This window comes from Clostridium sp. X (genome assembly GCF_055755365.1).
Genome location: NZ_CM146912.1, coordinates 2,860,455 through 2,875,936 on the forward strand (window position 1 = coordinate 2,860,455; position 15,482 = coordinate 2,875,936).

A 15,482-nucleotide genomic window follows, 5' to 3' on the forward strand; every position below is an offset into this window, starting at 1 on the left:
TATTTTTTTTATATTATTTCTCCTGAAGCTGAATCTTCTCTTGCATCTAAGATTTTAGTTTCAATAATTTTGCCACTTAAATCTATTTTTGACGGAGATATTACTTTTATATAATTAGGAGTATATCCTTCATATAGATCATTTTTATTACTATACTGCCCTTCATATAATACTTCTAATTTTTCTCCAATAAACTTTTGAATAAATTCTTTTTCATTTTCCTCGTTAAGCTTAATAAGCGCCTTACTTCTTTCTTCTTTTATAACTCCATCTACCTGTCCCTCTAGTGCGGCTGCTTTTGTTCCAGTTCTCGGACTAAATTTAAAAATATGCATCTTTGATAACTTTATTTCACTCAAGAAATTATATGTACTCGCGAACTCTTCTTCGGTTTCTCCTGGAAATCCAACTATTATGTCAGTTGTTATAGAAACATTTTTAACATACTCTCTAAGCAACTCAACAATATTCTTATATTGTTCTATATTGTATTTTCTATTCATTCTTTTTAAAGTCTCATTACAACCACTTTGAAGTGATAAATGAAAATGCGGACATAATTTTTTTAATTCTCCTATTTCCTTTATAACTTCCTCATTAAAAAATTCTGGTCCTATGGAACCTATTCTAATTCTATTTACGCCCTCTATTTTGTCTATTTCCTTTAGTATACGAAGTAAGCTCCAATCACCTTCTAATTCAGCACCATAAGAGGAAATATCTATTCCTGATAATATTATTTCCTTAAACCCATGACGAGCCAGTTCTTTAACTTCATTAATCACAATCTTAGGGTCTTTACTGCATACTGCTCCCCTTGCAAAAGGAATTAAACAATAAGAACAAAAATTATTACAACCATCTTGTATTTTTAAGAAAGCTCTAGTTTTATCTTGATATTCTTCTATTCTAAGATCTTCAAAGGTTTTGTCTTTAAGCACGTCATTAACTGCCACCAATAACTTTTTCTCTTCTCTAGATCTATTTACCCAATAAACTATCTCTCCTTTATTTCTAGTACCTAATACTACATCTACATCCCCTATTTCTGATACCTTGTCTGGTGCAATTTGTGCATAGCAACCAACTGCAGCAATTATTGCCTCTTTGTTTTTTCTTCTTGCTCTTGATATCATTTGTCGTGATTTTTTATCACTCATATTTGTAACAGTGCAAGTATTTATAACATAAACATCTGCTACATCCTCAAAAGCTCCTACCTCATATCCACTTTTTATGAATTTTTCAGCCATAGCTTCAGATTCATATTGATTAACTCTACAGCCTAATGTAGCAAAAGCGACTTTCATTAAATAATTCCTCCTAAATCTCCCAGTTCATACATAAGTAAGCTAATGCAAGTAAATCCAGCTGTCTCTGTTCTAAGTATTCTAGGTCCTAATGTAACTATGTTTCCGCCTAGTTCTTTTAAGCGGTTTATTTCTTCTTCCTCAAAACCACCCTCAGGTCCAATGACCACTGCAACCTTTTTAACTTCCTTATTAAGATTTTTAATCAATTGTTTTATTCCATAGTTTTCAGCATTTTCATAAGGTACTACTATTAAATCCATATCTTTTAATGCATCTAAAAGCTCCTCAAAGCTTATTAAATCATTTACCTTTGGTATTAATGTTCTTTTACTTTGTTTACATGCTTCAAAGGATATTCTATTCCATCTTTCAACTTTCTTTTTATCCTTATTTATCTCTCCCAAAGATGATGTTACTCTTTCAGTTATTACAGGAGTTATTTCTTTTACCCCTAACTCTGTACATTTTTGAGCAATTAAATCCATCTTCGTAGCCTTTGGAAATCCTTGATAAAGATAAATATCAATAGGACTTTCATTATTTAAATCTAGCTTTTCTAAAAGCTTAATTTCTACTTTAGTTTTAGTTATGCTCTCTATTTCTCCTAGGTATTCTTCCCCATTGCAGTTGTTTATATTTACTTTATCTCCCTCTTTTAACCTCAATACCTTATATATGTGTTTTACATCCTCATCCTCAATAATCGCTTTTTTATCTATTATATTCTCCGAACCTACAAAGAACTTGTGCATAGTTAATTCTCCTTTTCTTTAAGCTTTAGCAACTATACAACACCACTCACCATCAATTTCTACTTCTTCAATACTAAAACCAAACTCCTCTAGTTTGTTTACCACATCATCTTTTCTATCTAATATTATACCTGAAGCTATAAAAAGACCACCTTCAAGTATAGACTTTTTAACATCCTCAACTAGAATTTTTATTATATCTGCAAGAATATTTGCAACTACTATATTTGCTTTTCCCTCTACTACATCCATTAAATTTCCATAAAGTATATCAATATTATCTATATTATTAAGACTTGCATTTTGTTTAGCTGCATCAACAGCTACAGGGTCTAGGTCTACTCCAACAACCTTTTTAGCATTTAACTTAGCTGCCGTAATCGCAAGTATACCAGAACCTGTTCCAATATCAAAAACTATAGACTGATTATTTACATATTTTTCTAAAGCTTTAATGCATAATCTAGTAGTTTCATGGGTTCCTGTTCCAAATGCCATACCTGGATCCATTTCTACTACAATTTCAGCATCTTCTTTCTCATAGCTTTCCCATACCGGCTTAATTACTATTCCCTTACCTATCTTTGTAGTCTTATAGTAGGCTTTCCAATTATTTTCCCAATCTTCTTCATTTAATCTCTTTACTGAAACTCTTCCTAATCCTTTACTAAATCCAAATGACTCTAAATTGAGTACGCTTTCTTTTATGTACTGAAGATAATCATTAAACTTATCATCTTCTTTATAATAAGCCTTAAGAATAGCTCCATCCTTTATTTCAAAATAATCTACTTCAATCCAGTCAAACCCATCAGAATTTCTCTTTTTCTCAGCAACATCTTCAGAGTCAATAATTGCAACACCTTGAACCCCAGTATTATAAAGTATTCCGGTAACCGCCTCTACAGCTTCGCTACTAGTAATAATCTCGATCTCTAACCATTGCTTATCCATTTATAGAATCTCTCCTTTTATTCAATAATTCTTTGGCTCTATGTATTAATATATTATAATCCATAAAACTTATTGTTGTAAACAAACTTAAAAAACTCGTTTCCCTCAATAGAGAGAAACAAGTTTTTTCTACATAAAGTTCTTCTTTATTTTATCAACCAAAGATTCTTTAGAATCCTTTTCACTACCTTCTGCTAGTTTTTCTCCGCTTGCTTCCATGAAGGCTAATAATGCTTCCTTTTGCTTTTCATTTAAGCTCTTAGGAACATCTACAATAAGCTTAACATACTGATCTCCTCTACCGTGACTGTTAACTCTAGGTACTCCTTTACCTTTTAGTCTAAACACAGTTCCCGGCTGTGTACCAGAAGGAACAGTATATTTTACATCTCCATCAATAGTTGCAACTTTAATCTCAGTACCTAATGTAGCTTTTGCAAAACTAATATGCTCTTCAATATATATATCAAAGCCTTTTCTCGTAAAGAATTTATGCGGTGTTACTCTAATGTTTATATATAAATCTCCATTTGGTCCACCATTTTTTCCTGGCTCTCCCTGCCCCCTAAGTGGTAATACGTTTCCTGTATCCACTCCTGCTGGGATATTAATTTTTATTTTTTTATTTTTTCTCGTAGTTCCTTTTCCATGACAAGTTGAACACGGATTTTCTATAACATTACCTGTACCTCTGCACTTATCACAAGTATTAGTAGTGACAAAACTTCCAAGTGGTGTATTCCTTTGTGATCTAACTTGACCGCTTCCACCACATTTATCACAAGTTTTTGAACTTGTACCTGGTTTTGCTCCAGACCCATCACAAGTTTCACACTTTTCATTTTTAGAAATGGATATTTCCTTTTCAATTCCAAAAACTGCTTCTTCAAAAGTTAAATTTAAAGTATATTCAAGATCCGCTCCTCTCTCTGGACCATTTCTTCTCTTACGCGAAGAAAATCCTCCTCCAAAGAAAGAGTCAAATATATCTTCAAAACCTCCCATTCCCGAGAAATCAAAGCCTCCCGCTCCTCCAAATCCACCACTAAAGTCAGTAGTTCCAAATTGGTCATATTGAGCTTTTTTCTGAGGATCAGATAAAACTTGGTATGCTTCATTTATATCTTTAAACTTTTCCTCAGCTTCTTTATCTCCTTGATTCCTATCAGGATGGTACTTCATTGCAAGCTTTCTATATGACTTTTTTAATTCCTCATCACTTGCTCCCTTTTCTACTCCAAGAATACTATAATAATCCTTATTAGCCATCCCTTAAAATTCACCACCTAATTCTGTTTTTCAAACTTAAATTAAGGGAAGGCTAATAAACCATCCCTTAATTATATGCCTTTTTAAGTATACACAAGTTATTTATCTTCTTCAACCTTGAAATCAGCATCTACTACATTATCATCTTTAGGTCCATTATTTGTTTCTGCATTAGCTCCATTCATATCTGAAGCTGCTTCTGGTCCAGCTTGTTGATATAACTTAGCTGATACTGCCTGAAATGCTTCTGTTAATTCTTCTGTTGCTTTTTTAATTGCTTCTATGTCGCTTCCATCTTTTACAGATCTAAGAGCTTCTAATTTTTCTTCTATTTTGCTCTTATCTTCACCTTCTACTTTACCTTCAAGTTCTTTTAAAGTTTTTTCTGTTTGGTATAGTAATGAGTCTGCATTATTTTTAACTTCTACTTCTTCTTTTCTCTTTTCATCTTCAGCTGCAAACTTTTCAGCTTCTTTTACAGCTTTTTCTATTTCATCATCATTTAAGTTCGTTGATGCTGTAATTGTAATATTCGCTTCTTTTCCCGTTCCCTTATCTTTCGCTGAAACATTTAGTATACCATTTGCGTCCATATCAAAAGTTACTTCAATTTGAGGAATTCCTCTTTGTGCTGGTGGTATATCACTTAATTGGAATCTACCTAAAGTCTTATTGTCTCCAGCCATTTTTCTTTCACCTTGAACTATATGAATTTCCACTGATGTTTGGTTATCTGCTGCTGTTGAGAATATTTGGCTCTTTCTTGCTGGTATAGTTGTATTTCTTTCTATTAATGGAGTAGCTACTCCTCCCATAGTTTCAATTCCAAGTGTAAGTGGTGTTACATCTAAAAGAAGAATATCTTTTACTTCTCCTGTTAAAACACCTGCTTGTATTGCAGCACCCATAGCTACAACTTCATCTGGATTAACTCCCTTAGAAGGTTCTTTTCCAGTAAACTTTTTAACTGCTTCTTGAACTGCTGGTATTCTTGTTGATCCTCCAACAAGTACAACCTTATCAATATCATTAATTGATAGTCCAGCATCTTGTAGTGCTTTTCTCATTGGTTCAATTGTAGCTTCAACTAAATCTGCAGTTAATTCATCAAATTTTGATCTTGTTAAATCCATATCTATATGTTTAGGACCTGTTGCATCTGCAGTTATAAATGGTAAATTTATGTTTGTTTTAGTTGATGAAGATAACTCTATTTTAGCTTTTTCTGCTGTCTCTTTTAATCTTTGAAGAGCCATCTTATCATTTCTTAGATCTATTCCACTTTCTGCTTTGAAAGTATTAGCTATATGGTCCATAACTCTTTGGTCAAAATCATCTCCACCTAGCTTAGTATTTCCATTTGTTGACTTAACCTCAAATACTCCATCACCAAGTTCTAATATTGATACGTCAAAAGTACCTCCACCTAGGTCATATACGAATATCTTTTGATTTGTATCCATTTTATCAAGACCATACGCAAGTGCTGCTGCTGTTGGTTCATTTATTATTCTCTTAACTTCAAGTCCAGCGATTTTACCTGCATTTTTAGTCGCTTGTCTTTGACTATCATTAAAATAAGCTGGAACTGTAATCACAGCCTCAGTAACAGTTTCTCCTAAATAAGCTTCTGCATCTGCTTTTAACTTTTGAAGAATCATTGCAGAAATTTCTTCTGGTGAATATTTCTTATCTTCCACTGTTACTCTATAATCTGTTCCCATATGTCTTTTAATTGACATGATTGTTTTATCTGGATTTGTTATTGCTTGTCTTTTTGCCACTTGTCCTACAAGTCTTTCTCCATTATCCTTAAAAGCTAATACTGATGGTGTTGTTCTTGCTCCTTCAGCATTTGCAATAACTACTGAGTTTCCACCTTCCATAACTGCAACACATGAATTTGTTGTTCCTAAGTCTATACCTATTACTTTTGCCATTTTACTTACCTCCTAATTTTTATAAGTATTTTATATTATGATTTAGATTAGTTAGCTACTTTGACTAAACTACATCTAAGAATTTTATCATCTCTTCTAAATCCTTTTTGAAAAACTTCAACTATCTCATTTTTTCCAAAGCTATCATCTTCAATATGCATAATAGCATTATGATAATTAGGATCAAATTCTCCAGTTGAATGTATTTCTTCAACTTTAAGTTTTTGTAATGCCTCATTAAATTGTCTAATAGTTATCTCTATTCCTTTTTTAATGTCATCAGCATTTCCTTCCGCTGACATTGCTCTCTCTAAGTTATCTAATACAGGTAACATATGTTTTAAAACATCTGCACAAGCATCTGTATATATAGAAAGTTTTTCTTTCTCTGTTCTCTTTCTGAAATTCTCGTATTCAGCACTCATTCTTAAAAATCTATCTTTTAAAGCTTCTGATTCATTATATAATTTCTTATTTTCATCCTTTAATCTTTTATTTTCAATGTGTAATAGTTCTGTTTCATTAGCCTTATTTTCATCATCTAAATTGATTTCTTCTTTTAATTCTTCAAACTCCATATCTTCATTCACTTCTGCTTCTTCTAAAGTTTCTTCTCTAAAGCCTTCATTTTCTCTACTCATATTTCCCTCTTTTTCCTTAGATTCTTTTAGCTTTTCATCACTTATCATATCTTCACCTCTTACTTATCATCAATATATATTTGACCTATGTTATTATTAAGAATTCCTACTAGCTCAGTTAAAAGAGATATTACTTTAGAATACTGCATTCTTGTTGGTCCAATAACTCCTATAGTTCCTAGAGGTTGATTCCCAAGAGAATAAACTGCCGAAACTACACTACAGTCTTGCGCATCATGAATAAAGTTTTCTTTTCCAATACTAATAGAAATATTCTTATCATAGGTTGCTACATCATATACGTTGTTAAATAATTTCATTAATGTATCTTTATCATCCATTAAGGATAAAAATTGCCTTGCTTTTTCAACGTCATTATACTCCGAATAGTTAAATATGTTTGCTGCACCCTCATAATAGATTTCATTATTATCAGCTTTGCTTAAAGCCTCATAAAGAGCAGAAATTATTGCTTGAAAAATATCTTCATATCCTCTAAGTCCAATTTTGAGATCATTTATTACTTCTAAATTTATATCTTGTATTGTTAAATTTACAAGTTTTTTATTTAACACATTTGATATTTTCTGAAGCATATCTGGACTTATGGTTTTATTAACTCTAATTATGTTATTATTAATAATTCCATTTTGAGTTACGATAATAGCTAAAATATTATTATCTATGTTTAAAAGTTGGATGACCTTAATAGAACTGCTTCTTACTGATGGAGGCCTAACTACACAAGTTAACTTTGTAAGATCCGAAAGCAAAGCTATAGCTTTTTTAACAATCTTATCTACTTCATACAAAGCCTCGTTAATTAATTCTTTTTTAATCATTAATTCTTCTTCAGGTGTTAGTTTTGGTAGATGAATCATTTTATCTACATATAATCTATAACCTTTATCCGAAGGTTTTCTGCCCGAAGAAGTATGAAGTTGTTCTATAAATCCTAATTCTTCTAAATCAGACATTTCATTTCTTATAGTAGCTGAACTTATGCCTAAATCATACTTTTTAGCAATTGTCCTAGAACCTACTGGTTCACCAGTTATTATATAGTCATGAATAATAGCTTGAAGTATTTTTATTTTTCTTTCATCCATATTAAAGTAATTATTCAATCAATCACCTCATTTATTAGCACTCTATAGGTGTGAGTGCTAACGACTACGTCTTAAAGTTATCACTCTACTATTTTTTTGTCAATATCATATTTTATACGTAATTAATTCATTTTAATCAAATATTCCCAGTTTTTTTTTATTTTCTTTTAGTTTCTCTTTTTTTCATATCATTATGTTTAATCTCTAATTACTTATCATGAAATCACTCATAACTACATTAGAAACCTCTATTCCCTTAGGTGATAAAAATAATCTTCCTTTATTTTCTTCTAATAGTCCTTTATTTTTATTAGATAAAATAGCTGCTTCATATACATGATGTATAGAACTTTTAAATCTATGGTAAAATTCATCAACGGAAACCCCATTTATTTTCCTAAGTCCCATAAACATATATTCTTCCATATCATCTTCTATTGAATTTTTCTTTTTTTCTACAACAGCATTTTCTTTATCATTAATTAACCTTATATATTCTTCAACTTTTTCCTCATTTCTATACCTAATACAATCTCTATAACCATGTGCAGATGCACCACAACCAATATATTCTTGTAAGTTCCAATAAACTAAATTATGCTTACATTCCTTCTTTTCTTTGGAAAAGTTTGATATTTCGTATTGATTAAATCCTCTATTTTTTAAAAATTCTAAGGTATACCAATACATTTCTCTTTCTAAATCTTCTTCAGGTAAACTTAGAGCTTCTCTTTCATATAGTTTAAAAAACTCTGTTCCCTCTTCAACTATTAGACTATAACAAGATAGATGTTCTGGATTTAATTCCGTAACTTTATTCAATGTATCCTTCCATTCCTGAAGGTTTTGATTTGGAATTCCAAACATTAAGTCTATATTTATATTTTCGAATCCAACCTTCCTTGCCATTGTAAAACTTTCTACAAACTCTTCGTTAGTATGAATTCTCCCTAAATTTTTAAGGTGTATGTTTTGCCATGCTTGCAATCCTATACTAATTCTATTTACTCCAATAGACTTTAATAATCTTAGTTTATCTATATCAAAAGTTCCCGGATTACCTTCTACTGTAAACTCTAAATCAGTACTTTTTTTAAGTTTATGAATACTTTTTCCTATTATATTCCATCCCTCTAAAGACAAATAGGTGGGAGTTCCCCCACCTATAAATATAGTTTTTATTGTTTCTTCTCCTATATTGTCTATTTCTTTAGAAAGTGCCTTTGCATAGTCTATCATTTGACTTTCCATACCACAGAAGGAAGGAAAATCACAATACAAACATTTTTGCTTGCAAAATGGAATATGTATATATAATGAAATACCCTTATCCATGTTTAAAAGCTCCATTCTAATGTAATAAATATATTAATCAACCTTTAAAATTGACATAAATGCTTCTTGTGGCACTTCTACACTACCAATTTGACGCATTCTCTTCTTACCTTCTTTTTGCTTTTCAAGTAGCTTTTTCTTTCTAGAAATATCTCCACCATAACATTTTGCAAGTACGTCTTTTCTCATTGCCTTAACAGTTTCTCTAGCTATTATTTTTGCACCTACAGCTGCTTGAATAGGAACTTCAAACATTTGTCTTGGAATTACTTCTTTAAGCTTCTCTGCAATTGCTCTTCCTTTTTGATAAGCTTTTTCTTCCGGAACTATCATAGACAACGCGTCTACTACATCTCCATTTAACAGCATATCAAGCTTAACAAGTTTAGCACTAGTATATCCTGTTAGTTCATAATCTAAGGATGCATATCCTCTAGTCTTTGACTTAAGCATATCAAAAAAGTCATATATTATTTCATTTAGAGGTATATAATATTTAATCACAGCCCTTGTTGTTTCTATATATTCCATATCTATAAAAGTACCTCTTCTACTTTGACACAATTCCATAACAGCACCTACATAATCAGAAGGAGTTATTACAGATGCCTTTACTATAGGTTCTTCCATATTTTCGATTTCTGTAGGATCTGGTAGATTTGTAGGATTTGTAATCTCTATTAATTCTCCATCTCTTTTATATATTTTATATATAACTGATGGAGCTGTAGTTATAATATCAAGATTAAATTCTCTTTCTATTCTTTCTTGTATTATTTCCATATGAAGTAACCCTAAGAATCCACATCTAAATCCAAAACCTAGTGCAATAGACGTCTCTGGTTCAAAGGAAAGCGCTGCGTCATTTAGTTTTAGTTTTTCTAATGCATCTTTTAATTCGTCATACTTAGCTCCGTCAACAGGATAAATACCACTGAACACCATTGGAACTGCTGGTCTATATCCTTCTAATGGTTCATCTGCTGGTCTTAGAGCTTCAGTTATAGTATCTCCTACTGCGGCATCCTTTAAGTTCTTTATAGATGCAGTTATATATCCAACATCTCCAGCACTTAACTGTTTCATAGGTAAAAATCCTGGAGTAAATACTCCTACTTCTGTTACATCATATTCTTTTTTACTTACCATAAACTTAATCTTTGTTCCACTCTTTACAGTTCCATCCTTAATTCTTACGTAGCAAACTACTCCTTTATAACTATCATAATAGGAATCAAATATCAGAGCTTTTAGTGGAGCTTCTTCGTCCCCAGTTGGAGCTGGTACCTTTTCTACTACAGCTTCCAAAACATCCTTTATGTTTAAGCCCGTCTTCGCTGAAACCAAAGGTGCATCTTGTGCTTCAATTCCTATAACATCCTCTATTTCTTGCTTAATTTCATCTGGTCTTGCACTTGGTAGATCTATCTTATTTATAACAGGTACAACCTCTAAGTCATGATCTAATGCAAGATAGCAATTAGCTAAGGTTTGTGCTTGTATACCTTGTGTTGCATCAACTACAAGAATAGCTCCCTCACAAGCTGCTAAACTTCTTGAAACTTCGTAATTAAAATCAACATGTCCTGGAGTGTCAATTAAGTTTAATATGTACTCTTCTCCGTTATCCCTCTTATAGACCAATCTTGCAGCTTGAGATTTTATTGTTATTCCTCTTTCACGTTCTAATTCCATATTATCAAGTACTTGATTTTCCATTTCTCTATTGGTTAATGTTCCAGTGGTCTCTAACAATCTATCTGCAAGTGTAGATTTACCATGGTCAATATGCGCTACTATTGAGAAATTTCTTATATATTTTTTTCTATCGTTCTGCATGTTATTTTACCCCCATCGCACGTAATAAATCGTATTAAATTATATCACAATATTCTAGTTAGATGTCAACAATAACTATTATTGTAATATAAATCTTTAACCCTCAAATACATTCCACACCTTAACTGTTTTATTTCTAAATCTATTTATTAAGTTATTAACTGTATTTCCTAAGTTATATAAAATCTGATTATTTACAAAAAATGTATACTTGTTTGTATCTATTCTAAAATCAAAAGGTTCATTATTATATAAAATCCTTATCTTAGGCACATTAGCCTTGCTTTTTTTGTCTTCATTTACTCCTCCTATATTATACTTTTCAGGATAAGTTAATATATCTTCCATATGATCGAGGTTCCAGGAGCTTTCATCTTGGTTATATACCATACTTCTATTATTAATATCTCCAGCTATAGTGGAATATATTTGTCTATTTAAATTTAGATTTACTCTACACAAACCAATAACTATTAAAATTAGAGTTATAAAAAAAACTATTTTATATTTGCGCATAAAAAAGCACCTCCTACTATATATAAGGATGTACTTTTTTAATGATTTTATTCAATTTTTTCCATTAATATATTCTGCGAGTATTCTTGCTATATATTTTCCAGATGCTTTTACTTCATCCATTGTATTTATATGAGAACCTAGTTCCATTAAAATTGCATTACTACTAGTATCTTGATTATAATACTTTCTTCCATAGTTATAGTAAAAGGTTCCTTTATTCAAACTTGGTGAAGACTTATCCCCAGGATATAACTTATTAGATATTCCTCTAATCTTTTCTACAACTTTAATTTGATTTTCATAGTGTGGATTTTTTTTTGTCATTACAAAAGAAAATCTTGCTACACTTTCCCCATTAATAATAGTTGTAACTGCCTTTTTATTTTCTACGGAATCTCTATGTAAATCTATTATTAGCTTAAAATCCTTATACTGCTCTAAATATTTATTTAAAGTCACTCTAGATCTTTCGTAGCTATCATTATAGCTTGCAATGTCATGTATAGTAATATCATGTATTACAGATACTCCATACTTCTCTAACTCCTTTTTCAACTCTTCACCTGCTACGGTTATATTTTTATTCATGTCTTGACTATTAGTTCCATACGGGGCATAGCTTTCACATGTATGAGTATGATATATAAGCACCTCTGGCTTCGTTGTCATCTCTTTTTTAAGTTCAGGAGTGAAAGTTGGAGCAGAGTTCATATTTCCATCACCCTTACTTATATTCTCTTCCTCATATACTTGATCTTCATTTAATAAAAACCTATCAACTCCATATTCATCAGCTCTTCCTTGAGCCATATGATTTATCGGTAACTTATTATATGTATTACTATCTATATAAGCTATTTCCCTTCCAACTATCCCTAAGTAACTATCCCCAATTCCTAACAAGTTGAATATGCTTTCTTTTAAAAAATTTTCCCCATCCCCTAATTCTTTAGCATTTTTTAAACCTATTACAGGAATATTATAAGCTAAAATTTCATTATACACTCTAGCTTGTAGTGTTTTTTCTTTGCCTAGAATATTCTTAATACTGCCAAATAGTACTATAGTAAGTGCTACTCCTAATAAAATAAGTATTAGTATACTCTTGTAATTAAAACTATCATTTTTCTCTAAGTTCACTATGATCCCTCCCTTGTTTGTTCTATATTATATGAGAGATCACTTTTATATTATTACTAATTTATATATCTATTTATATCATCAAGTTCTAATGCTGGTTGAAGAGCAATATTTATGCCATTAGCTATAATTTTAGACATTACATCAATAACTAAATCAATTTCTTTTGGAGTTACAATCATATTTCCAAGCTGAGGATACAGTACTTCTTCTATTAACTTTTGTTTTTCCTCTCTGTCTAAAGAATTTAGCATATTATAAAATTCGCTACCCTCTGATGATTGACTTATTAATGCGTCTAGACTTAAATCCATTGTATCATTTGCTAGTGTAGCTGCATGAACTACAGTTGGAATTCCTATAGCTATTACAGGAATCCCTAAAGCTTTTTCACTTATTTCCATTCTCTTATTACCTATTCCTGAACCTGGAGAAATTCCTGTGTTTCCTATTTGAATTGTTCTATTTACTCTCTCTGTTTTTCTTGATGCTAATGCATCAATACAAATTATTAAATTAGGCTTAATCTTATCCGCTATCGCACTTATAATTTCTCCCGTCTCTATGCCTGTTAATCCTAATACACCTGGTGATAAGGCGCATACTGGTCTTATACCTTCATCTATCTGATCTGGAACAAGTTCTTTTAGATGCCTTGTTACCATCATTTTAGATATAACCTTAGGTCCTAGCGCATCTGGCGTAACATTCCAATTACCAAGCCCCACTACTAGTGCAGTCATACTTTTATCTACCTTTACCATATCTGATAATGTTTTACCAAAAACTCTACTCACATCATCCATAATATCTCTATCATAACTTACATTTTCGGGTAGCTCTATAGTAATATAGTTACCTACAGGTTTTCCCATATTTCTCTCTCCTACATCATCTAATATATTTACATCAACTATTTTCATTCCACTCTCAAAGTATTCTTCTACTTTTACACCTAATATTTGCTCTTTTGTCTGTTCTTCATATATTTCTTTAGCTTCTACTGCTAAATCTGTCCTCACACTATACATATATTCTCTCCCTTTCATATTTCATTATTTCTTTAGCAATATTTTTAGCTATTTTCAAATTAATAATTCATATATAATTAAGGACAACTATATGTTTTTAAAAAACATCTGTTAAAATTGAATAAAATGTGTTTTTTTCCATATATATGTATTTATTAAAATTTACAAATTTTCTACTTGAAGTGCTTAGTAAATAATGCTATAATATCATTTGTTGAGTAAGGCAATTCAATTACGAATTCCCCAAAGCTGCTTAACCCTACCAAAATAACAAGGGGGTGAAAATGAGATGGCAAACGTAAAATCAGCTCAAAAGAGAATAAAAATCATTGAAACTAAAACACTTAGAAATAAAATGATTAAATCATCATTAAAAACAATAATAAAGAAATTTGAGGCTACTATTGCTAGCAATAATATAACAGAAGCTAAAGCTTCATATGTTAATGTTGTAAAAGCTTTAGACATGGCTGCAGCTAAAGGCATCTTACATAAGAATAAAGCTGCAAGAAAGAAATCAAGACTAGCTGCTAAATTAAATGGATTAAGCGCTTAATGAAATAAACCGGTGCAGACACCGGTTTTTATTTTTTATATTTTTTTATATAGTTGCTGTCCGTATAATTAAAAGCTCCATCTCCATTTTCGAATTAACTGTAGAGCTTTTTAAAAGTTTTTCTGTATTTAAGCACAATTCCATACTATTTTTAAGTTGGTCTATAGTAAATTTTTTACTTTGCACCATCATCTTCTCACATATATATGGGTGAAGCCTAAGTTCTTTTGCCAGTTCTTCTTTTCTCTTACCTCTCTCTGCTTCGAGCTTTATATCAAAAATTAATTTAAATTGCCTTTGTATCATTCTCAAAATAGTGGTTATAGACTCTCCCTTAAAAACTAATTCATTTAAAATATCTATAGACTTTTGAGGTTTTTTTTCTGATATATAATCTACCAAATTAAAAATATCATTGTCGCTTTTTAGGCTAGTAAGTTCAGTAATATCCTTAGCTGTTATTTCTCTACCATAAGTATAACAATAAAGTTTTTCAACTTCATTTTCTATAATATCCATATTATTTTCTACATTACTACAAAATAATGATAATTCTGTCTTCGCAATACCCTTTCCTTTCTTTCGAAAAATTTCTTCTACTTTTTTTTGTAGCATAGCTCCTTTTAATTTTAAAAACTTAACTACACAAGCGGTATTATTTATTTTCTTCAACTTATAACTCTCTTTTTCTCTATCATTTTCAAAGATATAATACATTATTAAAATACATTCTTTTGGAAGGGTCTTTATATAATCAATAACTTCCTTTGAAAGTTTTTCTGATCCCTTATCCATTTTATCTTTAAGAAAATTAGCTCTATAAATTATAATTACCTTTTTATCACTCATAAAAGGCAAAGTTTCACAAGCATTTACAATTGTATTCATATCCACAGTAGATCCATCTAACTGTACGTAATTAAAATCCAAAAAATCTTTGCTTATATTTTTGTCTATAATCGTCTTTATAGTTTCCTTGATACTTTGTTCATCACTGCCACAAAAAACATAGCAGTTGCTATATTCATTCTTTTTGAATTTATCATTTAAAGTCGAAACATCAATCAAAGTATTTTCCTCCGTT

At 30.8% G+C, this 15,482-nt stretch carries 14 protein-coding genes; 1 reads left to right on the top strand and 13 read right to left on the bottom strand.

The window, feature by feature from the left end; all coding sequences use genetic code 11:
• Window positions 1-8 precede the first annotated feature (8 nt).
• From mtaB to gpr, 12 genes are all read right to left on the bottom strand, one after another.
• Window positions 9-1,310 (bottom strand): tRNA (N(6)-L-threonylcarbamoyladenosine(37)-C(2))-methylthiotransferase MtaB, encoded by a 1,302-nt coding sequence (gene mtaB / locus ACX0KU_RS14395; protein ID WP_472990659.1) that lies wholly within the window; start codon window positions 1,308-1,310, stop codon window positions 9-11.
• On the bottom strand, window positions 1,310-2,065 hold the full coding sequence (locus tag ACX0KU_RS14400; RefSeq protein ID WP_472990660.1) for a 16S rRNA (uracil(1498)-N(3))-methyltransferase: 756 nt from the start codon (window positions 2,063-2,065) through the stop codon (window positions 1,310-1,312). Before ACX0KU_RS14400 ends, mtaB begins: the two co-directional genes overlap by 1 nt.
• Window positions 2,066-2,083: 18 nt before the next feature.
• A complete protein-coding gene (gene prmA, locus ACX0KU_RS14405; RefSeq protein ID WP_472990661.1) occupies window positions 2,084-3,019 on the bottom strand; it encodes a 50S ribosomal protein L11 methyltransferase in 936 nt (311 codons plus the stop codon).
• 129 nt (window positions 3,020-3,148) lie between these two features.
• Window positions 3,149-4,288, bottom strand: coding sequence for a molecular chaperone DnaJ (gene dnaJ / locus ACX0KU_RS14410; RefSeq protein WP_472990662.1), 1,140 nt, complete (start codon window positions 4,286-4,288; stop codon window positions 3,149-3,151).
• 98 nt (window positions 4,289-4,386) lie between these two features.
• Window positions 4,387-6,228: a molecular chaperone DnaK gene (gene dnaK, locus ACX0KU_RS14415; protein ID WP_472990663.1), complete on the bottom strand. Its 1,842-nt coding sequence runs from the start codon at window positions 6,226-6,228 to the stop codon at window positions 4,387-4,389.
• A 47-nt stretch (window positions 6,229-6,275) separates the two neighbouring features.
• Window positions 6,276-6,917 (bottom strand): nucleotide exchange factor GrpE, encoded by a 642-nt coding sequence (gene grpE, locus ACX0KU_RS14420; protein WP_472990664.1) that lies wholly within the window; start codon window positions 6,915-6,917, stop codon window positions 6,276-6,278.
• Window positions 6,918-6,928: 11 nt separating this feature from the next.
• On the bottom strand, window positions 6,929-7,978 hold the full coding sequence (gene hrcA / locus ACX0KU_RS14425) for a heat-inducible transcriptional repressor HrcA (RefSeq protein WP_472990665.1): 1,050 nt from the start codon (window positions 7,976-7,978) through the stop codon (window positions 6,929-6,931).
• 204 nt (window positions 7,979-8,182) lie between these two features.
• The gene (hemW, locus tag ACX0KU_RS14430; RefSeq protein ID WP_472990666.1) at window positions 8,183-9,313 is read right to left on the bottom strand and encodes a radical SAM family heme chaperone HemW; all 1,131 of its coding nucleotides are present in this window, start codon (window positions 9,311-9,313) and stop codon (window positions 8,183-8,185) included.
• 33 nt (window positions 9,314-9,346) lie between these two features.
• Complete coding sequence (lepA, locus tag ACX0KU_RS14435; RefSeq protein ID WP_472990667.1) at window positions 9,347-11,152, bottom strand: translation elongation factor 4; 1,806 nt, start codon at window positions 11,150-11,152, stop codon at window positions 9,347-9,349.
• A 96-nt stretch (window positions 11,153-11,248) separates the two neighbouring features.
• On the bottom strand, window positions 11,249-11,668 hold the full coding sequence (locus ACX0KU_RS14440; protein WP_472990668.1) for a hypothetical protein: 420 nt from the start codon (window positions 11,666-11,668) through the stop codon (window positions 11,249-11,251).
• A gap of 51 nt (window positions 11,669-11,719) precedes the next feature.
• On the bottom strand, window positions 11,720-12,811 hold the full coding sequence (locus tag ACX0KU_RS14445) for a stage II sporulation protein P (protein WP_472990669.1): 1,092 nt from the start codon (window positions 12,809-12,811) through the stop codon (window positions 11,720-11,722).
• 56 nt (window positions 12,812-12,867) lie between these two features.
• Window positions 12,868-13,842: a GPR endopeptidase gene (gene gpr, locus ACX0KU_RS14450; RefSeq protein WP_472990670.1), complete on the bottom strand. Its 975-nt coding sequence runs from the start codon at window positions 13,840-13,842 to the stop codon at window positions 12,868-12,870.
• 289 nt (window positions 13,843-14,131) lie between these two features.
• On the opposite strand from gpr, the gene rpsT reads away from it, so the two are divergent.
• Window positions 14,132-14,398: a 30S ribosomal protein S20 gene (rpsT, locus tag ACX0KU_RS14455; protein WP_472990671.1), complete on the top strand. Its 267-nt coding sequence runs from the start codon at window positions 14,132-14,134 to the stop codon at window positions 14,396-14,398.
• Between the two features lie 45 nt (window positions 14,399-14,443).
• Here the strand turns inward: rpsT and holA are convergent, their stop codons facing one another.
• Window positions 14,444-15,466, bottom strand: coding sequence for a DNA polymerase III subunit delta (holA, locus tag ACX0KU_RS14460; RefSeq protein WP_472990672.1), 1,023 nt, complete (start codon window positions 15,464-15,466; stop codon window positions 14,444-14,446).
• Window positions 15,467-15,482: the final 16 nt, after the last annotated feature.